General features: G+C 72.1%; 19 protein-coding genes and 1 pseudogene. 10 read left to right on the top strand and 10 right to left on the bottom strand.

From position 1 onward, the window contains the following. The first annotated feature begins 69 nt into the window (after positions 1 to 69). Positions 70 to 1,062, top strand: a complete 993-nt coding sequence (gene mgrA / locus ACFY3I_RS25095) for an L-glyceraldehyde 3-phosphate reductase (protein ID WP_390862823.1) — start codon at positions 70 to 72, stop codon at positions 1,060 to 1,062. A gap of 71 nt (positions 1,063 to 1,133) precedes the next feature. On the opposite strand, the gene ACFY3I_RS25090 is transcribed toward mgrA, so the two are convergent. Continuing rightward, on the bottom strand, positions 1,134 to 1,517 hold the full coding sequence (locus tag ACFY3I_RS25090; protein ID WP_390862821.1) for a nuclear transport factor 2 family protein: 384 nt from the start codon (positions 1,515 to 1,517) through the stop codon (positions 1,134 to 1,136). Positions 1,518 to 1,828: 311 nt separating this feature from the next. Between ACFY3I_RS25090 and ACFY3I_RS25085 the strand changes: the two genes are divergently transcribed. From ACFY3I_RS25085 to ACFY3I_RS25075, 3 genes are all read left to right on the top strand, one after another. Continuing rightward, a complete protein-coding gene (locus ACFY3I_RS25085) occupies positions 1,829 to 2,239 on the top strand; it encodes a hypothetical protein (protein ID WP_365287770.1) in 411 nt (136 codons plus the stop codon). Positions 2,240 to 2,329: 90 nt separating this feature from the next. Further along, positions 2,330 to 4,672 carry an FHA domain-containing protein gene (locus ACFY3I_RS25080; protein WP_390862820.1) on the top strand — a complete coding sequence of 781 codons (2,343 nt, stop codon included), beginning with the start codon at positions 2,330 to 2,332 and terminating at the stop codon, positions 4,670 to 4,672. Positions 4,673 to 4,680: 8 nt separating this feature from the next. After that, a complete protein-coding gene (locus ACFY3I_RS25075) occupies positions 4,681 to 5,310 on the top strand; it encodes a hypothetical protein (RefSeq protein WP_390862818.1) in 630 nt (209 codons plus the stop codon). Positions 5,311 to 5,313: 3 nt separating this feature from the next. Here the strand turns inward: ACFY3I_RS25075 and ACFY3I_RS25070 are convergent, their stop codons facing one another. Next, the gene (locus ACFY3I_RS25070; RefSeq protein ID WP_390862817.1) at positions 5,314 to 6,615 is read right to left on the bottom strand and encodes a streptophobe family protein; all 1,302 of its coding nucleotides are present in this window, start codon (positions 6,613 to 6,615) and stop codon (positions 5,314 to 5,316) included. 178 nt (positions 6,616 to 6,793) lie between these two features. On the opposite strand from ACFY3I_RS25070, the pseudogene ACFY3I_RS25065 reads away from it, so the two are divergent. After that, positions 6,794 to 8,023 (top strand): annotated as a pseudogene (locus ACFY3I_RS25065) (DUF6777 domain-containing protein); the annotation flags it as partial. Positions 8,024 to 8,495: 472 nt separating this feature from the next. Continuing rightward, positions 8,496 to 8,948: an ATP-binding protein gene (locus ACFY3I_RS25060; protein WP_365287688.1), complete on the top strand. Its 453-nt coding sequence runs from the start codon at positions 8,496 to 8,498 to the stop codon at positions 8,946 to 8,948. A gap of 162 nt (positions 8,949 to 9,110) precedes the next feature. Here ACFY3I_RS25060 and ACFY3I_RS25055 read toward each other — a convergent pair whose 3' ends face one another. Then, positions 9,111 to 9,998: an RNA polymerase sigma factor SigF gene (locus ACFY3I_RS25055; RefSeq protein WP_390862815.1), complete on the bottom strand. Its 888-nt coding sequence runs from the start codon at positions 9,996 to 9,998 to the stop codon at positions 9,111 to 9,113. A gap of 218 nt (positions 9,999 to 10,216) precedes the next feature. Beyond that, positions 10,217 to 11,029: a class I SAM-dependent methyltransferase gene (locus ACFY3I_RS25050; RefSeq protein ID WP_390862814.1), complete on the bottom strand. Its 813-nt coding sequence runs from the start codon at positions 11,027 to 11,029 to the stop codon at positions 10,217 to 10,219. Positions 11,030 to 11,085: 56 nt separating this feature from the next. Between ACFY3I_RS25050 and ACFY3I_RS25045 the strand changes: the two genes are divergently transcribed. Then, entirely contained in the window at positions 11,086 to 11,517 is a 432-nt protein-coding gene (locus ACFY3I_RS25045; RefSeq protein ID WP_390862812.1) for a helix-turn-helix domain-containing protein, read from the top strand. A gap of 95 nt (positions 11,518 to 11,612) precedes the next feature. After that, positions 11,613 to 12,095, top strand: a complete 483-nt coding sequence (locus ACFY3I_RS25040) for a VOC family protein (RefSeq protein ID WP_365287696.1) — start codon at positions 11,613 to 11,615, stop codon at positions 12,093 to 12,095. 60 nt (positions 12,096 to 12,155) lie between these two features. Here ACFY3I_RS25040 and ACFY3I_RS25035 read toward each other — a convergent pair whose 3' ends face one another. The 4 genes from ACFY3I_RS25035 to ACFY3I_RS25020 form a co-directional block, all read right to left on the bottom strand. Then, a complete protein-coding gene (locus tag ACFY3I_RS25035) occupies positions 12,156 to 13,040 on the bottom strand; it encodes a geranyl diphosphate 2-C-methyltransferase (protein ID WP_390862810.1) in 885 nt (294 codons plus the stop codon). A 66-nt stretch (positions 13,041 to 13,106) separates the two neighbouring features. Continuing rightward, positions 13,107 to 14,159, bottom strand: a complete 1,053-nt coding sequence (locus ACFY3I_RS25030; protein ID WP_390862808.1) for a family 2 encapsulin nanocompartment cargo protein terpene cyclase — start codon at positions 14,157 to 14,159, stop codon at positions 13,107 to 13,109. A 20-nt stretch (positions 14,160 to 14,179) separates the two neighbouring features. After that, positions 14,180 to 15,622 (bottom strand): family 2B encapsulin nanocompartment shell protein, encoded by a 1,443-nt coding sequence (locus tag ACFY3I_RS25025; protein ID WP_365287702.1) that lies wholly within the window; start codon positions 15,620 to 15,622, stop codon positions 14,180 to 14,182. Between the two features lie 228 nt (positions 15,623 to 15,850). Beyond that, positions 15,851 to 16,858 carry a zinc-binding alcohol dehydrogenase family protein gene (locus ACFY3I_RS25020; protein WP_390863322.1) on the bottom strand — a complete coding sequence of 336 codons (1,008 nt, stop codon included), beginning with the start codon at positions 16,856 to 16,858 and terminating at the stop codon, positions 15,851 to 15,853. A gap of 150 nt (positions 16,859 to 17,008) precedes the next feature. Between ACFY3I_RS25020 and ACFY3I_RS25015 the strand changes: the two genes are divergently transcribed. Both ACFY3I_RS25015 and ACFY3I_RS25010 read left to right on the top strand, forming a co-directional pair. Further along, complete coding sequence (locus ACFY3I_RS25015) at positions 17,009 to 17,803, top strand: VOC family protein (protein WP_390862806.1); 795 nt, start codon at positions 17,009 to 17,011, stop codon at positions 17,801 to 17,803. 46 nt (positions 17,804 to 17,849) lie between these two features. Then, entirely contained in the window at positions 17,850 to 18,548 is a 699-nt protein-coding gene (locus tag ACFY3I_RS25010; protein ID WP_365287706.1) for a ribonuclease H, read from the top strand. A gap of 14 nt (positions 18,549 to 18,562) precedes the next feature. On the opposite strand, the gene ACFY3I_RS25005 is transcribed toward ACFY3I_RS25010, so the two are convergent. Beyond that, complete coding sequence (locus tag ACFY3I_RS25005) at positions 18,563 to 19,384, bottom strand: tyrosinase family protein (protein WP_390862804.1); 822 nt, start codon at positions 19,382 to 19,384, stop codon at positions 18,563 to 18,565. 35 nt (positions 19,385 to 19,419) lie between these two features. Next, positions 19,420 to 19,860 (bottom strand): tyrosinase cofactor, encoded by a 441-nt coding sequence (locus ACFY3I_RS25000; protein WP_390862802.1) that lies wholly within the window; start codon positions 19,858 to 19,860, stop codon positions 19,420 to 19,422. Positions 19,861 to 20,153: the final 293 nt, after the last annotated feature.

The raw sequence follows: 20,153 nt of genomic DNA, 5'->3' as shown, positions 1-20,153 counted from the left end.
GTTGGACCACTGCCCGGAGCTCGGGAAGGCTGGCGGTGCCAGACCGTGTGCCGATCCTCTGGAGTCGCGTTGTACACCGCACACCCCGACCGCTACGCCGACATGCCCTACCGCCGCAGCGGTCGCAGCGGCCTGAAGCTTCCCGCGCTCTCGCTCGGCCTGTGGCACAACTTCGGGCCCGAGCGGCCCGTGGCGACCCAGCGCGCGATCCTGCGCCGCGCCTTCGACCTCGGTGTGACCCACTTCGACCTGGCCAACAACTACGGCCCGCCGCCCGGCTCCGCCGAGTCGGCGTTCGGCGAGGCGCTGAAGGCGGACCTCGCGGGGTACCGGGACGAGCTGGTGATCTCCACCAAGGCCGGCTATCTGATGTGGCCCGGCCCCTACGGCGAGTGGGGCTCGCGCAAGTACCTGCTGTCGTCGCTGGACCAGTCCCTGACCCGGATGGGCCTCGACCACGTCGACATCTTCTACTCGCACCGCCCGGACCCGGAGACTCCCCTGGAGGAGACGATGGGCGCCCTGCACTCCGCGGTCCAGCAGGGCAAGGCGCTCTACGTCGGCGTCTCCAACTACTCCGCGGAGCAGACCCGCGAGGCCGCCCGGATCCTCGGTGAGCTGGGCACCCCGCTCCTGATCCACCAGCCGCGCTACTCGATGCTGGACCGCCGCCCGGAGACGGAGGGCGTCCTGGACGCCCTCGACGAGCTCGAGGTCGGCTCCATCGTCTTCTCCCCGCTGGAGCAGGGCCTGCTGACCGGCCGCTACCTCGACGGCATCCCGGAGGGCTCCCGCGCCGCCGGCGACAGCCCGTTCCTGAACTCGGACGCGGTCACCGAGGAACTGGTCGGCAGGCTGCGCGCCCTCGACGAGATCGCCAAGGAGCGCGGTCAGACACTCGCCCAGCTCGCCCTGTCCTGGGTGCTGCGCGGCGGCCGGGTGACCTCCGCGCTGATCGGCGCGAGCAGCCCGCGGCAGGTCGAGGACTGCGTCGGCGCCATCGCCAACCTGGAGTTCGACGCCGAGGAACTGGCCCGGATCGACGCGATCGTCAACCGGTGAACGGCGCCGTCGTCCGACGGTGACGCACCGGGGTGCGGGGGACGCCTGGCGCGTCCCCCGCACCGTGCCGCTCAAGCTCCGCTCGGGACCCGGTCCAGGAAGCCCAGAACCTGCCGGATCCGGCCGTCCTCACTGAGCGTGACCACGTCAAAACCGGCCACCGGTGCCGAGCCGTCGGCCTCGTTCACGAGTTCCCAGCCGAAGCGCACGGTGTCGTGATGGCCGTCGACGGGCCCGAGCGGACGGAACGCGAATCCCGGGAACCGCTCGTGCGCCGCGGTGATCACGGCCGTGATCTGGGCATGTCCGGCGACGTCGGCGAGCGGGTCGGTGTAGGTGCCTTCCGGAACCCATGCTTCCGCCACCGCCTCGCGCAGTGCCTCCGGGTCGGTGGCGTTCCAGGCCTCGAAGTAGCGGGTGGCGGCGGTCTGGTGACGGTCGGTGTTCACGGACATGGCGAATCGGCCTCCATCGAGGGTGTCACTGCTGGTCAGGAAGCGGATCGCGGCGTACGGCGATCCGCTCGCACCACCATGCCCGGATCCGGGTGACGGGTCGATTACCCCTCGGGTAATGAAGGCGGGCCCGTACAGCTGGCGCATTTCGGCCAATTCGTAGGCGGAATATGCCAAGAGACTGGCCGGAAAGGTGTGGTGACAGTGTTTCGAAAGTGAACATACTCGAATGTCAGGAGCACTTCACCGCACAGGAGCCGCACGGAAAACCGGCCCGCGACGGCACACCGGCGAGCTACGGGGGAGTGATCGTGCACGACGAATTCCTGTGCCATGTCACGGCATACGGCGTCTGCGGCGGGCAGCGCATCGGCGTTCCGCTCGGCACCTACCGTGCGCCGACCCTGGCACTCGCGCTGTGGTGGTTACGGGACCGTGCCTCGTGGATAGCGGAACGGCTGGATCCCTTACCCGAGAACCCCAGATTTCCGCAGGGCGCGCTCGTCCCGGTGGGGGCGACCGTGTCGGACGTCCCCGGTCTGCTGCGCGCCTGGTGTTCCGACGTGGTCCGCCAGGAACTGGTCGCCGACGAACTGGCGGGCGGCCGGCTGGTGCGGATCGCCGTCCAGGACGACACCACCGAGTACGAACTGCTCGCCGAGTCCGTCGACGCCCTCCGCATGCAGCGCACCATCCCCGCCCTCGTCGTCCCCGTGGCCTGACACGTGACAGCCCCGGCCGCCCGGCCGTGGACGGGTCACAGGACCCGACGGACAGGGCGTACGAGATGACAAATCGGTAGAATTCTGGCCATGGCGGAGCGGCGGCCGGTCACGTCGACGGCGCCCGAACTCGTCCTGGAGACCGACACGGGATCCACGGTGATGAGCCCGGGCCGCGACTACCACGTCGGGCGGGACCCGTACAGCGACATCGTCATCGACGACTCCCGGGTCTCCTGGCACCACGCCGTGCTGCGGCCCGCGGACGGCCACTGGACCCTCCAGGACGAACAGAGCACCAACGGCACCTACGCCGACGGCCGCCGCATCCGGGAGGGGGAAGTGGGACCCGGCACGGTCATCCGCTTCGGCAGCCCCGCCGACGGCCCGACCGCCGTCCTCGTCGGCCGCGCGCCGCCCGCCCCGGACCGCCCGTCCGCCGTCTCGATGCCCAGCCACACCGGCACCTTCCGGCAACCGTCCTCGGTACGACGGCTCCAGGCCCGCACGGTCCGCATCGGCCGCGCCGCCGACAACGACGTCGTCGTCGACGACCTGATCGTCTCCCGCCACCACGCCGAACTGCGCGCCCACCCCGACGGCAGCTACGAGATCGTCGACCTCGACAGCCACAACGGCACCTACCTCAACGGCCGTGCCGTCGTCCGCGCCCCGGTCGGCCCCCGGGACGTCGTCGGCATCGGCCACTCGGCGTTCTGCCTGGTCGACGGGCGGCTGCAGGAGTACGTCGACACCGGCGAGATCTCCCTCGACGTCCAGGACCTCACCGTCGCCGTCGACCGCGGCCGCAGGATCCTGCTCGACCACGTCTCCTTCCCGGTGGGCGAGAAGTGCCTGCTCGCCGTGGTCGGGCCGAGCGGCGCCGGCAAGTCCACCCTGCTCGGCGCCCTCACCGGCCAGCGCCCCGCCGAGCACGGCACCGTCCTCTACGACGGCCGCGACCTCTACCGCGACTACGCCGAGCTGCGCCAGCGCATCGGCCTCGTCCCCCAGGACGACATCCTGCACGTCCAGCTGACCGTGCGCAGCGCCCTGACCTACGCCGCCGAACTGCGTTTCCCCGAGGACACCGCCAAGGCCGAACGACGCGGACGGGTCGAGGAGGTCATCCGCGAACTCGGCCTCCAGGACCGCGCCGACCAGCCCGTGCACAGCCTCTCCGGGGGACAGCGCAAGCGGGTCAGTGTCGCCCTGGAGCTGCTGACCAAACCGTCCCTGCTCTTCCTCGACGAACCGACCTCGGGACTCGATCCGGGCATGGACCGCTCGGTGATGAACATGCTGCGGGGCCTCGCCGACGACGGCCGCACCGTCGTCGTCGTCACCCACAGCGTGCTCAGCCTCGACGTCTGCGACCGCCTCCTGGTCCTGGCGCCGGGCGGCCGGACCGCCTACTTCGGCCGGCCCGGCGAGGCCCTCGGCTTCTTCGGCTTCGACGAGTGGCCCGAGGCCTTCGAGGCGTTCGAGCGGGACACCGACCGGGACTGGGCGGGGGAGTTCCGCGCCTCGTCGTACCACCGGAAGTACATCGTGAACTCCAGCGCCCAGCCCGTCCTGCCGCGCAGCGGTCCGGTCACCGCACCCCCGCCGCCGCGACCGCGCGGCTGGCGCGCCCAGTTCTCCACCCTGGTCCGCCGCTACACCGCCGCCCTGCTCGCCGACCGCACCTTCCTCGCCATCATGATCGGGCTGCCCTTCGTCATGGGCGCGATGGCCCGTGCCGTCGCCGGCAACAGGCTCACCTTCGACACCGCCACCAACGCGCTGCTCACGCTGTGCGTGGGCGGGGTGCTGACCGGCGCGGCCAACGCGGTGCGCGAACTGGTCAAGGAACGCGTGATCTACCAGCGAGAACGCGCCGTGGGCCTGCCCAGATCGGCGTACGTGATGTCGAAGGTCGCGGTCCTCGGCACCATCACCGTGGTCCAGGCGGTCGTGCTCACCCAGGTCGGTCTGGCCGGCGTCGACCTGAACGCGCCCGGCGGTGAGGGAGTGCTGATGCCGCCCCTGCTGGAGATCACCGTCGCCGTGGCCGTGCTCTCCTTCACCGCGATGATGCTCGGCCTGCTGATCTCCGCCCTGGTCCGCAAGGAGGAGGTGACGATGCCGCTGCTGGTGCTGCTCACCGTCGTCCAGGTCGTCTTCTGCGGGACCCTGCTGCGGCTCGACGGCGTTCCCGGTCTCGAACAGCTCGCCTGGCTGGTGCCCTCTCGGTGGGCGCTCGGTGCCATGGCCGGCACCGTCGACCTGCACCGGATCGTGCCGGGCCGGCTCACCGCCGACCCCTTCTTCCGGCACTCGGCGGGCGTGTGGCTGCGCAACATGGTCATGCTGGTGGTGCTGTCCGCCGCCTTCGGCTGTGTCCTGTCACGGCTGCTGCGCAGGCACGAACCCGCCGTGATGCGGAAGTAGGCGAGGCGATGACCACCAGCCCGGGGTTCCGGCCCACGCACGTCGTCCCGGCCGACGGCATGCCCGCCTGGGAGGCCCCCGACCCCGGCCGGCCGGCCGTGCCCCTGGACCCGCTGCTGCCGGTGCAGCTCGTGGAACGGCGTGGCGACTGGGCCCTCATCGGCTGCGCCAACGGCTGGGCCGCCTGGGTCGACGGCCGATACCTGGTCGCCGTGCCCCGCGACCCGCCGCTGTCCGGCGGTCCGGTCTCCGACGCCGCCGACCCGCGCCCCCTGCTGGCCCGGGCCGCGCGCGCCCTCGCCGAGTACCGGGAGGCCGTCGAGGACCTCGCCGGCGGCGGTCTCGACGGGGAGGCCTTCCGGGGCCGTACCCGCGGGCTGCGGATCGGGGTGGTGGTCGACGGGGAGTCCATGTGGCTGTACGACCCGGCCGAGGGGGGCTGGCGGTACGGCGACGGCAGGCGGTTGTCGACGTACCTCGCCGACCGGGACCCGGCCGACGGGTACTCCGACGAAGGGCACCCCACCGAAGAGGTGCGCACCGACCGGGACCGCACCGCCCGGTCCGTGCCGGGCGGCGGTCGGGCCGGTCACCCGCCGACCCGGGTGGTGACCCCCGACGCGGACCGTGAGCGGTAGGCCTCAGGGGCCGGCGGGGGCCGCGACCTCGCCCCGGCGGCGCACCGGGCCGGCCGGCCACGCGCCGAGGAACCCGGCGACCAGTCCCCAGAGCAGGCCCAGACCCACCGCCGGCCACAGCCGGGGTGTCAGCAGCAGTTCGCCCGAGAGATTGCCGCCGAGGTCACCGATGCCGAGCAGCGACAGGCCGTAGTGGGCGGAGATCCGGCAGGCCAGGCAGATCGCCACCATCGTCAGCGCGAGCGCGACCGCCAGACGGAGGGCGTGCCGCCAGGCGGGGATCCCGGCCGGTGAGCGCACCGCCGTCAGGAAGGCGGCCGACAGCAGCAGCACCGCGGCCACCACCGCCAGCCACCACCAGCGGCCGTCGTGGGCGGTGACGGTACGGAGGTTCAGGACCGAGACGTCCGGGGTGCGCAGCACCTCGGCGAGGACGTGCGGCACCGGCAGACCGAACGGTCCGTCGACCCGGCCCCGCCAGGTGACGCCCAGCCCGAGCGTGAGCGCCGGCCACGCCAGGTTGGGCAGCCCGAGCAGTGCCGTCGCGAGGGTCTGCCGGGCGTGCCCGCGCGTCACCATCACGACCAGCGCGACCACCGCGGCGAGGACGACGTACGCCAGTACCAGCACGACCATCGCGAAGGCCGCCGGGCGCACCGACGTCTGGAAGCGCAGCAGCCGCCCCGGCAGCGGCGCCCGACGGGAGACGAGCAGCGTCAGCAGCAGGATCCCGGCCGGCCACAGCAGTCCGAACCCGACGGTGAGCGGCACGTCCGTCGTGAAACCCACCGTCGGGGCGGCGTCCAGCAGGTCGGTGACGTCGCCGAGGGTGCCGCTGCCCACGTCCACGGCGAAGGTGTGCCGCGCGCCGAGCGCGAGCCCGGTCAGCGCGAGCAGCCACAGCACCGCGATCCGGGCGGCCCAGCCGGCCAGCTCCCGGCCCTTGGCCACCGCCCGGTACCGCAGCGGTCGCAGAAACCCCCGCGCGAGGGCCAGGGCTCCGACCAGCGTGACCGAGAGCGGTACGACGGTCAGTCCGGCGTTCGTCCGGGCCAGGCCGCCCGCGTCGCCGGACAGCTCGACGGCGCCGCCGACGGCCGTGACCACGGTCGCCAGCAGCACCGGCAGGAACGCGCCCCCGGGCAGGTCCGCCGCGCCCGCCGCCCACAGCCCCGCCGCGGCCACCAGGGACATGGCGACCCAGGCGGTCAGCACCACGGCCAGGGCGCGGGGCCAGCCGTGCCGGGCGGCGGGGCGGCCGGCGGGGGCGGCCACCGGCCGCGCGGAGGCGATTCGGGGGCTCACGCGATCACGCTAGGCAGCACCGGGAGGCCCCGCCCGCCGGGTGAGCCGTCCGCGTCCGCTTGCGGGTGCCGTGCGACCGGCGCACATTGGCCTCGTCGTGCACCGTATGAGGCATTTTTCGTAAAAGTCGTTTCGAGTCGCTTGTTACGTATGCCTCCATCGCAACGGGGAGATGCGCGTGACCGTCGAACCGCCGTCGTCAGGGCGCCCCACCGGACCACCCTCCGGCCCGCTGTCCGGGCCCTCCGGCCCGCCTCCCGGCCCACCCTCGCAGCCGCCGGGCGGCGGAGGCGGTGGCGGAGGCGGAGGCGGCGCCCAGGGCGGACCTCCGCACCCGTCGCGGTGGCGGTCCGCGCCCCGGATCGCGATGCTCACCGCCGCCGTGGTGGTCGCCGCGGCCCTGGCCGTGGTCTTCACCCGTTCGGACGGAGGCTCCGGGAAGAGCGGCGAGGTGTTCCTCCAGGCCGCCGACAGCTCCGGAAGGGACCCGTACACCGACTCCAGCGCCACCGACAGCTCCGCCGCGCCGGTGTCGTCCCGGACCGCCGCGGCGGACGACACGGCCCTGCCGTCGAACGAGGTGCGCGGGGTGGACGGCGGCGCGCCAGGCCTCTACACCGGCACCAGGAACAGCGGCAGCTGCGACGTCGAGAAGCAGATCGGGTACTTCCGGGCCGCGCCCTCGCGCAACAGGGCGTTCGCCGCCCAGGTCGGCGTCCCGCCCTCCGGCGTCCCCGCCTACCTGCGCTCCCTCACCCCCGTACAACTGCGCGCGGACACCCGGGTCACCGCGCACGGCTACCGCGACGGCGGCCCGACCGCCTACCAGTCCGTCCTGCAGACGGGAACCGCCGTGCTGGTCGACGGCCACGGGGTGCCCCAGGTGCGCTGTGCCTGCGGCAATCCGCTGTCCCCGCCGGTCGCGCAGCAGGACACCCCGAGGACCACCGGTGCCGCCTGGTCCGGGTACCGGCCCTCGAACGTGGTCGTCGTGGCACCCGCGGCGCGGGTGGTCGACGTCTTCGTCCTCTTCGACCACCGGCACGACGGCTGGTTCGGCCGGCACCGGGGTGACCACACGGGACACGAGGACCGCCCGGCGAAGCCCCCGGCCGACCCCGACCCGATGAACCCGCCGGTCCACCACGACTGCCCGTCCGAACCCGGCAGGACCGGCGGCCCCGGCGCGACGCCGTGCCCGCCGGCCTCCCCGGGCTCCTCGCGGCCGTCCGGCACGGACACCGGATCGAAGTCCCCGGCGCCGGCCTCCTCGGCGCCTGGCTCCTCGTCCTCGAAGCCGTCGAACACGCCGTCGTCGAAGCCGCCCGCGTCCGCGTCGGCGTCCTCGAAGTCCCCGTCCGCCGAGTCGCCGTCGGCGCAGTCCCCGGGGACCGGATCCCCGAAGACCGAACCCCCGGGGTCGCAGCCCCCGAAGACGGAACCCCCGCGGTCCCAGTCGCCGCGGACGGAGTCGCCCGGGCCACAGTCCCCGAAGACGGAGGCGCCCCGCTCCGAGGAGCCGAAGACCGAGGCGCCGAAGTCCGAACCGCCGAAGTCCGAGGCACCGAAGTCCGAGGCACCGAAGTCCGAACCGGCGGCCTCGCCGCCGGCGGCGCCGCCCTCGGCGTGGGTGCCCTCAGCGGCGACGTCCGGTTCCCGGTCCGCGGTGTCCCCGGCCGCCCCGGTGTCCCCGCCGGCCCCGCCCGGCTCGGCTCCCCCTGCGCCCCCACATTCCGGAAGCCCCGGTTCCCCACCGGTGTGACCAGCGCGACCCCGTTCGTACGTGGTCCGCGAACGCCCTGGGGACTGCGGGACGGCACTCGGGGTACGAGCATGGATGCAACAGCGACCGGGCCGGGACCGGCCTCCTGGAGAGACGCATGATCGAACACCTGGGCGGGGCAGTGATACCGACTGGCTTCGACGTACCCGTGGAGCCGCTTCGGCGGGCGGCGCACTACACCGGTGAACCCGGCTGCATCGCCGAGGCGCGGGACTTCGCGGCCCGCTTCCTGGAACAGCTCAGAACCGAGTGGTGCGCCACGATCGATCCCGGGGCCGACGGCGAGCTGCTCCTGGTGGTCAGCGAGCTGATCACCAACGCCGACCGGCACAGCAACGGCCCGTACATCCTCGAACTCGAGGGCACGGACAGCGCGGTCATGGTCTCGGTGTACGACAGCAGCGCGGCGCTGCCCCGGCGCTTCCCCAGGGACCCCGAGCGGGTCGGCCGCCACGGACTGGAGATCGTCCACGCCCTGGCCGCCGAGGTCACCGCCGAGCGGGTGCCGGTCGGCAAGCGGGTCCGCGCACTGGTACCCCTCGCGCACTGACGCCGAAGGCGCCGCCACCGGCGACGACACTGCCACCGCCGAAGGAACCGCCACGCCGGAGGCACCCGGCGCACCGCGCCTGCCGGTACGGAACACCACGGGTGCCGACCCGCGCGCCGGTGCGGGGCGGCACCCGTGAGACTCCCTGGGGGGAACTCACCGTCAGGCGCAGCCGAGTTCGCCGAGCATCCCCTGGCGCAGCCGCGCGATGATCCGCTTGATGAGGCGGGAGACATGCATCTGGGAGCAGCCGAGCCGCTCGCCGATCTCCGCCTGGGTGGCCTCCTCCACGAACCGCAGATGGATGATCTCCCGGTCCCGGTCGCTCAGCTCGGCCATCAGCGGGGCCAGCGACTGGAAGTCCTCGACGAGCCGCAGCCCGTCCTCCTCGACGCCGATGAAGTCGGCCAGCACGGACTCGCCGCCCTCGGGGCCGTCCCCGGTGAGCGCGGCGTCCAGCGAGGAGGAGTTGTAGCCGTTGGAGGCCAGCTGGCCCTCCACCACCTCGCCCTCGGACAGGTTCATGAGGGTGGCGAGTTCCGCGACCGTCGGTTCCCGGTCGAGGCGGCTGGAGAGTTCCTCGCGTGCCTTGGCCAGTTCGACCCGCAGTTCCTGGAGCCGGCGCGGGACGTGCACGGCCCAGGTGGTGTCCCGGAAGAACCGCTTGATCTCACCCACGATGTACGGCAGCGCGAAGGAGGTGAACTCGACCTCGCGGGAGAGCTCGAACCGGTCGATGGCCTTGATGAGGCCGATCATCCCGGTCTGGACGATGTCCTCCATGTCGTCGCCCCGGTTGCGGAACCGTCCGGCCGCGAACCGCACCAGCGACATGTTCATCTCAATGAGGGTGTTGCGGGCGTACTGGAATTCGGGCGTGCCCTCCTCCAGCTCGCCGATCCGCTGGAAGAACTGCCGGGACAGCTCCCGAGCGTCCCGCGGGGCCACGGTCTTCGGGTCCCTGATACCGGGCAGCGCCCCCGCCGTCGCGGCGCGCTCCCCGACAGACTCTGTGGTCCTTGCTTCCGACCGGATCCCGGCGGTGTTCATTACCTCTCCCCACGAAAGTCACGCTACGGCGTGTGCCTGCTCGGCCTCGGTCGTTCCGGCCTTGTCCAGTTGATCTTTCAGTTGATCGCGCTGGCCCGGGTACCCGCTGTCGGACATCCCATGCGTGCTTGACGGACGGGTACCCGGGGTGACGCCCCGCATGCACCCCGATTACGCGGGTGGCGGAAAGAAGTCGGTGACGTCCGGTCCCGGGAGCCTCACCCGGCGACCCGTACGGCGGTGATCAGCTCGTGCCAGTACCGCTTGGTGACCACACCGCCGTACCGCGAGTCGAGGAGGTTCCGGACGCAGGCCAGCAGCCCGTCGCGGGCGGGTCCGGGCAGCAGGCGGTGGTTGGAGTAGGTGAGGAGCACGTCCAGGTAGGCGTCGGTGGAGTACGTGATCTCCTGGGCGTGGCCGCGCGCGGTGACGCCGGTGAGGAACGGGGAACCGCGGAACTCGGCGGTGTCGGGGACGATCGCCGACTCGGGGCTCTGCCGCAGCCCCGGCGGCGTGGCCGGGTCCCAGCGCTCGTAGCACTCCTGCACGTCGGCGAAGAAGTCCTCGGAGCCGCCCGCCACGTGATGGGTGGTGACGACGGCGAGCAGGCCGCCGGCGCGCAGCGCCCGGGCCGCCCTCGTCACCCGGACGGCCGGGTCGAGCCAGTGGAACGCGGTCGCGCACACCACCGCGTCGAACGGCTCCGGCGGCGGCCGCCACTCCTCGAAGTCCGCCGTCACGACCTCCACCGCGGGGAAGGCGGCCAGTTCCCGGCGGGCCACGGCGGCCAGGGACGGCCCCCGCTCCACGGCCGTGATCGCGCAGCCCGACCCGGCGAGGTCCACGGTGAGCTGTCCGGTGCCCGGGGCGATCTCCAGTACCCGCACCCCGGGACCGGCACCCGTGGCCCGGCCCAGCTCCTCGACGAGGGAGGGGGGATACCGGGGCCGGGCGCGCCGGTACCGCTCCGCGTCCTGGTCGAAGGTGTTCCGCGGCTCCGGCCCGGTTCCCGTGAATTCCCACGCTTCCATGCCCGGCAGCATGGCGACGCCCCCGCACCGCGGGCCACTGCTTTTAGGCTGTCCGGGTGAGCAGCCGAGCGCCGAACCAGACACCCGCCCTCCCGCCGAACCAGACCCCCGCAGTCCCACCGCACCAGATCCGCGCAGTCCCGCCGCACCGGACCCCCGCCGTTCCGCCGCACCAGCGCCGGCCGGATCCGGGGGCCAGGGAACCCCTCTGGCGCGACCTGGTGGGGGACGTCCTGCGGCGGGAGCGGCTGGACCAGGAGCGCACCCTCAAGGACGTCGCCGAGGCGGCCCGGATCTCCATGCCGTACCTCTCGGAGATCGAGCGCGGGCGCAAGGAGGCCTCCTCCGAGGTCCTGGCGGCCGCCGCGCACGCCGTCGGCCTCGACCTCGGGAGCCTGCTGTCCCGGGTGCACTCGGAGTTCTCCCGCCGTACCGCGGCCGTCCGGCGGGCACCGGGCTCTCACAACACCCTGTGCCTGGCCGCCTGACGGCGGTTCGGCGAGGTCGCTCTTGGCTCGGCGATGAGTTTCCGGCCGCGCGGGGGTCGTACGGATGACCCCGTTCCACGCTCCAGGAGGTGCTCATGACCACCGACGGATTCACCACGTGTCTCTGGTTCGACGGCCAGGCCGAGGAAGCCGCCCACTATTACGTGTCGATCTTCAAGAACTCCAGCGTCGGGCGCGTAGGCCACTACACCGAGGCCGGTCCCGGCCCCGCCGGATCGGTGATCGCCGTGGACTTCACGGCCAACGGGCACAAGTTCGTCGCCATCAACGGCGGCCCGCAGTTCACCTTCAACGAGGCGATCTCCTTCCAGATCTACTGCGACGGCCAGGAGGAGGTCGACTACTACTGGACCAGGCTCGGTGAGAACGGCGGCGAACCCGGTCCGTGCGGCTGGCTCAAGGACCGGTACGGCGTGTCCTGGCAGGTCATCCCCGAGGGGCTGATCGAGATGATCGGCGACGCCGATCCGGAGCGGGCGGCCCGCACCACCCGGGCGATGTACGCGATGGGCAAGCTGGACGTCGCCGAGCTGAAGAGGGCGTACGCGGGCGAGTGACCGGCGCGCCGACGCGGGGCGGTGTCCTCGGACACCGCCCCGCGCCCGCTCCGAGCCGGGTCAGACCCGGTCGGCCACGATCAGCAGGTACTGGAAGCTGCCGTTCTTGTACGCGGTGAGGAAGGGATCCTCGACGCCCGTCACCAGGTGGTCGGCCTGCTTGCGCAGCTCCCAGTACGGGATGGCCGCCTCGGTGAGGTCCTCCACGTGGACCGGCACCAGCCGGTTGTCCGCCATCGCCCGGAAGTACTCCGACCTCGGGTGGATGTCGCAGATGTAGTGGGCGTTGATCAGGGACACCTCGCGGGAGGCCTGTCCGTAGGTGTTGTTGTAGCAGCCGGTGATGGTGACGTAGCGGCCGCCGCGGCGCAGCAGCCGGGCGTGCTCGGCGAAGAGCAGCTCCAGCTCGACGTACATCGTGGACTCGTTGTTCCACGAGGCCGCGTACGCGCCGGTCTCGAAGCCGGTGTCCAGCATGTTCCGGTGGTGGTAGCGGACCTTGTCGGCGACCTCCCGCTTGCGGGCCATGCCGTTGGCGAAGTCGGCCTGCTTGGCGGAGATGGTCACGCCGTCGGAGTGGCAGCCGTAGCGCAGGTTCGCCACGATGCTGCCGCCGCCCCGGCCGCAGCCGGCGTCGAAGACCCGGTCGTCCGGGGTGAGCGGGCCGAGGTGACCGGCCAGCAGTTCGGCCTGCGCGTGCTCCAGCCGGTGCAGTTCGCCGGTGACACGCTCCTTGCGCAGTTCGGGGTCGGGCTCGTCGAGCACCGACCAGTCGGCCTCACCGATGCCGTAGTGGTGGTGGTAGAGGTCGTCGATCTTTCCGAGTTCGAGGTTGACCGGGTTCTCCTCGGCGTTCCAGTACTCCGCGACGCTGTTCTGGTACCTGGACTGGGTCGGCACCGGGGCTGACGTGGTGGTCTTCCGAGCGACAGGGGCGGTGGTCAACAGTTGCTCCTCGACGTGTTGCTGACGGTGTTTCGGGTGAAGCGGGTGGTGCGGGTGGTCTCGCCGCTACCAGTAGTCGGGCAGGTGGTAGCGGTTGGTGTTGGTGGCGTGCCACTCGTGGTTGCCGGAGACCCAGGCGGCCAGGCCCTCCGCGTAGCGCGCGACCAGCGGCGAGCCGGCGGCCAGGGCGGCCGACTCCTCCTCGAAGGCGGCCATGATCCGGTTGTGGATGTCGACGGACTTCAGATAGGCCGCCTTGAGTCCGCGCCGGTCGTTGGCCGCCACCACCTGGGGCAGGTTGAGGTGGTCCGGGTCGCTCGCCAGCTCCTTGGTGAAGGAGTACAGGTCGTTGACGATCGTGGTCGCGTTGCAGGCCAGTGCCGTGATCCGCTGGATCTCCGGGCGGGCGTACAGCGGCTCGGGCAGTTCGTAGCCGTCCACCGCGTCGACGATGGACAGACACGGCCGGAAGTTGTTGAACTGCCGCATCACCAGGTACTCCCAGACCCGCGGCATGTACCCGGTCTCCATCCACGCGGCCTCGCCCAGGTACCCGAGGTGCAGCCGGGCGATGTCGTGCACGAACCGGTCGGTCTGGCTGGGAGTGGCGAACTCCGCGAAGTCGGCGAGGGCGAGGCGGTACGAACGCAGCGGACCGTCGGCGCCGATGCCCTCGCGCCACTCCTCCTCCATCTCCGGGACGCCGTGGTAGGGGTCGAGCGCCGACTGGGCGATGATCAGCGGGCCGCCGAGCCCGCGCCGGGAGCCGCCGCGGCCCTCGTCCTCCTCGCAGTAGCAGGAGTCGACGATGTTCTCGGCGAGCAGCAGTTCGCCGGCGACGGTGAGCCGGTCCAGGTCGAGACCGCCGGGATGCTGGAGTACGACGGCCCGGCCGAACTGGAAGCCCGAGAAGTCCCCCTTCCATGCCTCGGGGAACAGGTCGAACTCCCGGGCCCAGGCTTCCAGGCGCCGGTCCAGCTCGGCGGCCTTCGCGGGGTCGGCGGGCACGGCCGGGCGGTAGTGCAGTCCGGGGACCGCGCCGGTGCGCCGCGTCGGACGCATGCTCCGCGCGAGGCTCGGCGGACCGGGCAGGACGTAGGAGGTGGTGGGTGTGGTCATGGTGACTGTGCTCCAGGCCGTCAGTCGGCGGTGCGGCCGAGCTGGACGTTCTCCAGGATCCCGGCCGCGTCGGGGACCAGGATGGCCAGCGAGTAGTAGGCGGTGACCAGGTAGTTGACGATGGCCTGTTCGTTGACGCCCATGAAGCGGACGTTCAGGCCGGGTTGGAACTCCTCGGGGATGCCGGTCTGGTAGAGGCCTACGACCCCCTGGTCGGCCTCGCCGGTGCGCAGCGCGATGATGCTGCTGGTGTGGTCGTCGCTGATCGGGATCTTGCTGCACGGATAGATCGGGACCCCGCGCCAGGCCGGGATCTCGTGGCCGTCGATGTTCGCGCTGGGCGGCACCAGCCCGCGCCGGTTGCACTGCCGGAAGAACGCCGCGATCGCCTTGGGATGCGCCAGGATCACCTTGGTCTTGCGGCGCATGGAGATCAGCTCGTCCATGTCGTCCGGGGTCGGCGGGCCGGTGAAGGAACTGATCCGCTGCCCGTAGTCGATGTTGTGCAGGAGCCCGAACTCACGGTTGTTGACCAGCTCCCATTCCTGGCGCTCCCTGATCTCCTCGACCGTCAGGCGCAGCTGCTGCCGGGTCTGGTCCATCGGGTCGTTGTAGAGGTCGGCCACCCGGGAGTGCACCCGCAGTACGGTCTGGGTGAGCGACAACTCGTACTCGCGCGGCGCGAGGTCGTAGTCCACGAAGCCGCCCTGCAGGGTCGGCTCGCCCCGGTGGCCGGCCTGTACCGGCACCTCGGCCTCGCCCTTGCGGTTCATCGGCAGCCGCTGCCGCTCGACGTACGCCTCGAGGTGCGCGCCCAGCGACGGCACCCGGTCGATGACCTCCTGGACGACCGTCCAGGGCAGCGCCAGCACCACGCCGGCGGTCTCGGCCCGCACCGAGGTGAGCCAGAGCGGATCGGTCTGGCCGACCGCCTCGTCGCCCATCTGGTCGCCGTCGGTGACGACCCCGACGACCTCCTCCTCGCCGTACTTGCCGGCCGCGAACCGGATGAACCTGCCGTGCACGACGAGGTAGGTCTCGCTGACCGGCTGACCGGCCTCGAACAGCACCTGTCCGGCGCGCACCTCGCGGGCCTGGAACCGCTCGGCGATCTGCGTCAGCGCGTCCAGGTCGTCGTAGCCCCGCAGGACGGGGAGTTCGGTGAGGGTCCCGGGGATGACCCGGATGTCGTCCCCGCCGTTCTGCTCGAAGCTCACCCGGCCGCGTCCGGTGCGCAGCTGGAGGCGGCGGTTGACCCGGTAGGCGCCTCCCTTGACGTCCACCCACGGCAGTGTCCTGAGCAGCCATCGTGAGGTGATGGCCTGCATCTGCGGTTCGGACTTGGTGGTCGTGGTGAGCTGCCGTGCGGCCCGGGTGCTCAGACTGGTGAACTCGGCCGCGGTGGTCGGATCCGGCTCGGGCTCGTCGACGGCGGAGCCGATGACGCTGTCCGGTGTGGACACATTCCCTCCAGCAGGGAGACGAACAAGGGTGACCCGGAGGGTCGGTGGTGTGCGAGGTGGCGCTGCGCAAGGACCAGCCAAACAGCCGTGGTGATCTACGGGTACAGCGCGAAAGGGGCGGTTGCGCGCCTTAGTTGCGCAAACCAGGTGTTCGGGGTGGAAAAGGTTGCGTTTCCCGATCGTGCGCCGGTGATCCGCTCCGGTGCCCTGGGCCGGCGCGGGTTGGGCTCAGGAAAGGTCCCCGACCAGCACCGCGGCGCCGTCGAACCGTCCCGCCTTCAGGTCCCGCAGGGCCCGGGGCGCCTCGGACATGGGGTAGGCGTGGGTCGTCGCGCGCACCCGGTACCGCTCGGCCAGGGCCAGGAACTCCCTTCCGTCGTCACGGGTGTTGGAGGTGACGCTGCGCAGCTCCCGCTCGTAGAACAGCTCCCGCTCGTAGTTCAGCGCCGGTACGTCGCTGAGGTGGATGCCCGCCACCGCCAGCACCCCGCCCCGGTCCAGGGCGCGCAGCGCGACCGGCACGAGACCGCCGACCGGGGCGAACAGGACGGCGCCGTCCAGCGGCTCGGGAGGCGGCTCGGAGAGGTCCCGGGCCGAGGCCGCGCCGAGTGCGAGGGCCAGCCGGCGGGCCTCGGCGCCCCGGGTCAGGACGTGGACGGTCGCGCCCTGCGCGAGCGCCACCTGCGCGCACAGGTGGGCGCTGCCCCCGAAGCCGTACAGGCCGAGCCGGCCGCCCGGCGGCAGGGATGTGCGGCGCAGCGCGCGGTAGCCGATGATCCCGGCGCACAGCAGCGGGGCGAGCGCCACGTCGTCGAGGGCGCCGGGCAGCCGGTGGGCGAAGTCCGCCGGCACGGTCGTGTACTGCGCGTAGCCGCCGTCCGCGTCCCAGCCGGTGTACTCCGAGCGCGGGCACAGGTTCTCGGCGCCCCGCAGGCAGTAGGCGCACGTCCCGTCCGTGCGCCGCAGCCAGGCCGCCCCGACCCGGTCGCCGCTCGCGAAGCCCGTCACCCCGGCGCCCCACCCGGCGACCTCGCCGACCACCTCGTGCCCCGGTGTCACCCCGGGCCTGCGCACCGGCAGATCACCCTCCGTGACATGCAGGTCGGTCCGGCACACCCCGCAGGCGCGGACCCGGACCAGCAGCTCGTCCGTCCGCGGGACCGGCACCGGACGTTCCACGAGCCGCAGCGGATCCGCCTCGACCGGTCCGGGCCGCGCCACCGTCCACGCCCGCATCAGGTCCGCCATGTCGCGCCCCGTCCGCCGAAGGCCGCCCGGTCGTCCTTCCCAGTGTCCGCCGGAGTCCGGTGTTCGGCGCGCGGGGGTTCGGCGCGATGGCTAGCGTGAGGAAGCGGGAGAATCCGTGCGATCGGAAGGGCCGCGGCCATGGCGGTACAAGCTGAAGGAACCCCCTGCTGGGCCGACGCGATGTTCAGCGACCTGGAGGGGGCCAAGAACTTCTACGGCGAGGTCCTCGGCTGGACCTTCGGCGAGTCGACGTCGGAGTACGGCAACTACACCCAGGCCTACACGGACGGCAGGGCCGTCGCCGCCGTCGTACCGCCCATGCCCGGCCAGGAGGGGCAGTCGCAGTGGTGTCTGTACTTCGCCTCCCCGGACGCGGCGGCCGTCGCGGAGCGGATCCGGGCGAACGGCGGCGAGGTGCTGATGGAGCCGATGCAGGTCGGCGAGTTCGGCACGATGTGTCTGGCGCGGGAGCCCAGCGGCGCGGTGTTCGGCATCTGGCAGGGCGGTGTCCACGAGGGCTTCGAGGCCACGGCGGTGCCCGGCGCCTACTGCTGGGCGGAGGTCTTCACCCGCGAGCCCGCCAAGGCCGACGCCTTCTTCACCGCCGTCTTCTCCTACACGGCCCGGCAGGTCCAGGACGACAACGTCGACTTCCGGATGTTCGACGTGGACGGGAACACGGTCCTCGGCCGGATGGGGATGACCGACGACTTCCCGCCCGAGGTGCCCTCGTACGTCAACGTCTACTTCACCGTCGGCGACTGCGACGCGGCCGTCGCCAAGGCCGTCGGGCTGGGCGCGGTGCTGCGCTTCGGGCCGATGAGCAGTCCCTTCGGCAGGTTCGCGGCGCTCACCGACCCGCAGGGCGCCAACTTCTCCGTGATCGACATCACCACCACCGAGGGCGAGCAGCCCCAGGTCGCGGACGTCTGACCAGGACGGACACCGGGCCACGGCCGACTCCACGCCCGGCCGTGGCATGATCGGGCCCATGCGTGAACGAGTGGTGGCCGCGTGCGACGGGGCTTCTAAGGGAAACCCGGGACCCGCGGGCTGGGCCTGGGTGATGTCCGACGACGCGGCGACCCCGGCCCGCTGGGAGGCCGGGCCGCTCGGCAAGGCCACCAACAACGTGGCCGAACTGACCGCCCTGGAGCGGCTGCTGACCGCCGTCGACCCGGACGTGCCGCTCGAGGTGCGGATGGACTCGCAGTACGCGATGAAGGCGGTCACCACCTGGCTGCCCGGCTGGAAGCGCAACGGCTGGAAGACCTCGGGCGGCAAGCCGGTCGCCAACCAGGAGCTGGTGGTCCGCATCGACGAGCTCCTCGACGGCCGCTCGGTCGACTTCCGGTACGTGCCCGCCCACCAGGTCGACGGCGACCCGCTGAACGACTTCGCGGACCGCGCGGCCAGCCAGGCGGCGACGGTCCAGGAGGCCGCGGGCAGCGCCCTCGGTTCCCCGGTCCCGCCGCCGTCGCCGACCTCCGCCGGCTCCGCCAAGGCCCCGCGCCGCAAGGCGGCACCCCGCAAGGCCGCCGCCGGTGGTCCTGCGCGCACCATCAAGGCCAAGTTCCCCGGCCGCTGCCTGTGCGGCCGCTCCTACGCGGCCGGCGAGCAGATCGCGAAGAACGGGCAGAGCTGGGGACACCCGGAGTGCCGTACGGCCGAGGTCTGATCGGCCGGGCCCGGTCAGGCGTCGAACGTGTAGAACCGCGTGTGGTCGAGCAGGTCCGCGGGCCGCACGTCGTTCCACGGCTTCATCGTCTCGTTCAGGTCGACGACGTCCGGCGTCCCGCCGCCCGGTAGGTAGGCCGCCTGCGGATGCCGGCGCCGCCACTCGGCCCAGAGCTTGTCGACGAAGGCGTGGTGCAGCCAGAACACCGGGTCGTTGGGGGAGACGCCGGTGGCCATCTGCCCGCCGACCCAGACATGGACCCGGTTGTGCAGGTTGACCCCGCGCCAGCCCTCCAGGTGGTTGCGGAAGCCGTCCGAGGCGCTGTTCCAGGGCGCCGTGTCGTACGTGCCCATGGCCAGCACCGACTCGACCTCCGCACGGGTGGGCAGCTCGCGCACGCCGGTCCCGAGTGATCTGCGCAGGTAGGTGCGGCCGTCCACGCGGACGTCGAGCGGCCAGTTGCCGCCGGCCGCCGCGAACGGCCCGTCCGTCACCCGCCCGTCGGAGGCGCGCCCGGTACCGCCGAGGAAGTCCGGCGCCCACAGGCCGGCCCGGACGGTGCGGTCGGTGCTCCAGTCCCAGTAGGGCAGCGCCACCGAGGCGTCCACCGACTGGAGGGCCTGTTCGAAGTCGAGCAGGAATCTGCGGTGCCAGGGCAGGAACGACGGCGAACGGTGGCCGGTGCGCTCCGAGTCGTCGGTGTCGGCCATGATGAAGGCGTTGTGCGTGCGCACGAAGTCGTCGTAACGCCCGTTGCGCTTCAGTTCGATGACGGCGGCGACGAACCGCCGCTTCTCGTCGGCGGACAGACTGGCCTGGTTCTTGCGTACGGTCATGTGTCTCGGGGCTCCGGAAGTCCTTGCGGGGGCGGTCAGTTGGCGGGGAACGGCAGCAGGGCGGCACCCTGCAGCTCGTCGACCGCGGCGCGGGCGGCCGCGCGCGGGGTGCGTACCGGGTCGTAGTGGCTGACCACGCTGATCCAGCTGCCGTCCGCGTTCCGCATGACGTGCAGTTCCACCCCGTCCACGAACACCGCGTACCCGGTGCCGTGTCCGTGGTGGTGACCGCCCGCGCCGGTCGTGCCCGCCGTGCCCGCCGTGCTGTCCATGCCGTCCATGCCGTCCATGTGGTCCATGCCGGACGGACGGCCCTGTATCCGGCGGCCCTTGTAGACCTCGTCGAAGGGTTCGAGCGCTCCCTCCCGCGAGTGAGGTGCGGCCGAGGAGCCGGGTGCGAGCAGTGTCTGGGCGCCGGCCGCGGCGGCGAGGGCGGCCGCGCCGCCGAGCGCGCGGCGGCGGGTGAGTCCGGGCATACGGATGCTCCTGTGCTGGGTGCGAGTGGTCACTCCGTATGCCTATCCGCCGGTTTCCACGCGGGAGAAATCCCCCGGATCGGGTTGGCCAGGATCAGGACAATTGACTACATGTCGTACAAGATTGAATCAGGACGATCTTGCCGCGACGCGTGGATCGCCGGTACCGGAAGGGGTAATTCCTTGCCGGGACGCGGGTGTTCCCGGTGATCTTTCGCGGCGATCCACCGTCCGGGTGGCGTGGCTCACGCCGTCAATCTGGCGCGATTCGAAAACCCGGCCGGACCCGCTCG

The sequence above is a fragment of the Streptomyces sp. NPDC001068 genome (genome assembly GCF_042897315.1).
Taxonomy (GTDB): domain Bacteria; phylum Actinomycetota; class Actinomycetes; order Streptomycetales; family Streptomycetaceae; genus Streptomyces.
Note: the sequence above shows the minus strand (reverse complement) of the source record. Positions and strands in the feature narration are given on the sequence as shown.

Bases quoted from the DNA above. Each gene is read 5' to 3' on its own strand.
- ACFY3I_RS25090 (WP_390862821.1), bottom strand. From the start codon at position 1,517: ATGTCCGTGAACACCGACCGTCACCAGACCGCCGCCACCCGCTACTTC.
- ACFY3I_RS25080 (WP_390862820.1), top strand. From the start codon at position 2,330: ATGGCGGAGCGGCGGCCGGTCACGTCGACGGCGCCCGAACTCGTCCTG.
- ACFY3I_RS25075 (WP_390862818.1), top strand. From the start codon at position 4,681: ATGACCACCAGCCCGGGGTTCCGGCCCACGCACGTCGTCCCGGCCGAC.
- ACFY3I_RS25060 (WP_365287688.1), top strand. From the start codon at position 8,496: ATGATCGAACACCTGGGCGGGGCAGTGATACCGACTGGCTTCGACGTA.
- ACFY3I_RS25055 (WP_390862815.1), bottom strand. From the start codon at position 9,998: ATGAACACCGCCGGGATCCGGTCGGAAGCAAGGACCACAGAGTCTGTC.
- ACFY3I_RS25050 (WP_390862814.1), bottom strand. From the start codon at position 11,029: ATGGAAGCGTGGGAATTCACGGGAACCGGGCCGGAGCCGCGGAACACC.
- ACFY3I_RS25040 (WP_365287696.1), top strand. From the start codon at position 11,613: ATGACCACCGACGGATTCACCACGTGTCTCTGGTTCGACGGCCAGGCC.
- ACFY3I_RS25030 (WP_390862808.1), bottom strand. From the start codon at position 14,159: ATGACCACACCCACCACCTCCTACGTCCTGCCCGGTCCGCCGAGCCTC.
- ACFY3I_RS25020 (WP_390863322.1), bottom strand. From the start codon at position 16,858: ATGCGGGCGTGGACGGTGGCGCGGCCCGGACCGGTCGAGGCGGATCCG.
- ACFY3I_RS25015 (WP_390862806.1), top strand. From the start codon at position 17,009: ATGGCGGTACAAGCTGAAGGAACCCCCTGCTGGGCCGACGCGATGTTC.
- ACFY3I_RS25010 (WP_365287706.1), top strand. From the start codon at position 17,850: ATGATCGGGCCCATGCGTGAACGAGTGGTGGCCGCGTGCGACGGGGCT.
- ACFY3I_RS25005 (WP_390862804.1), bottom strand. From the start codon at position 19,384: ATGACCGTACGCAAGAACCAGGCCAGTCTGTCCGCCGACGAGAAGCGG.
- ACFY3I_RS25000 (WP_390862802.1), bottom strand. From the start codon at position 19,860: ATGCCCGGACTCACCCGCCGCCGCGCGCTCGGCGGCGCGGCCGCCCTC.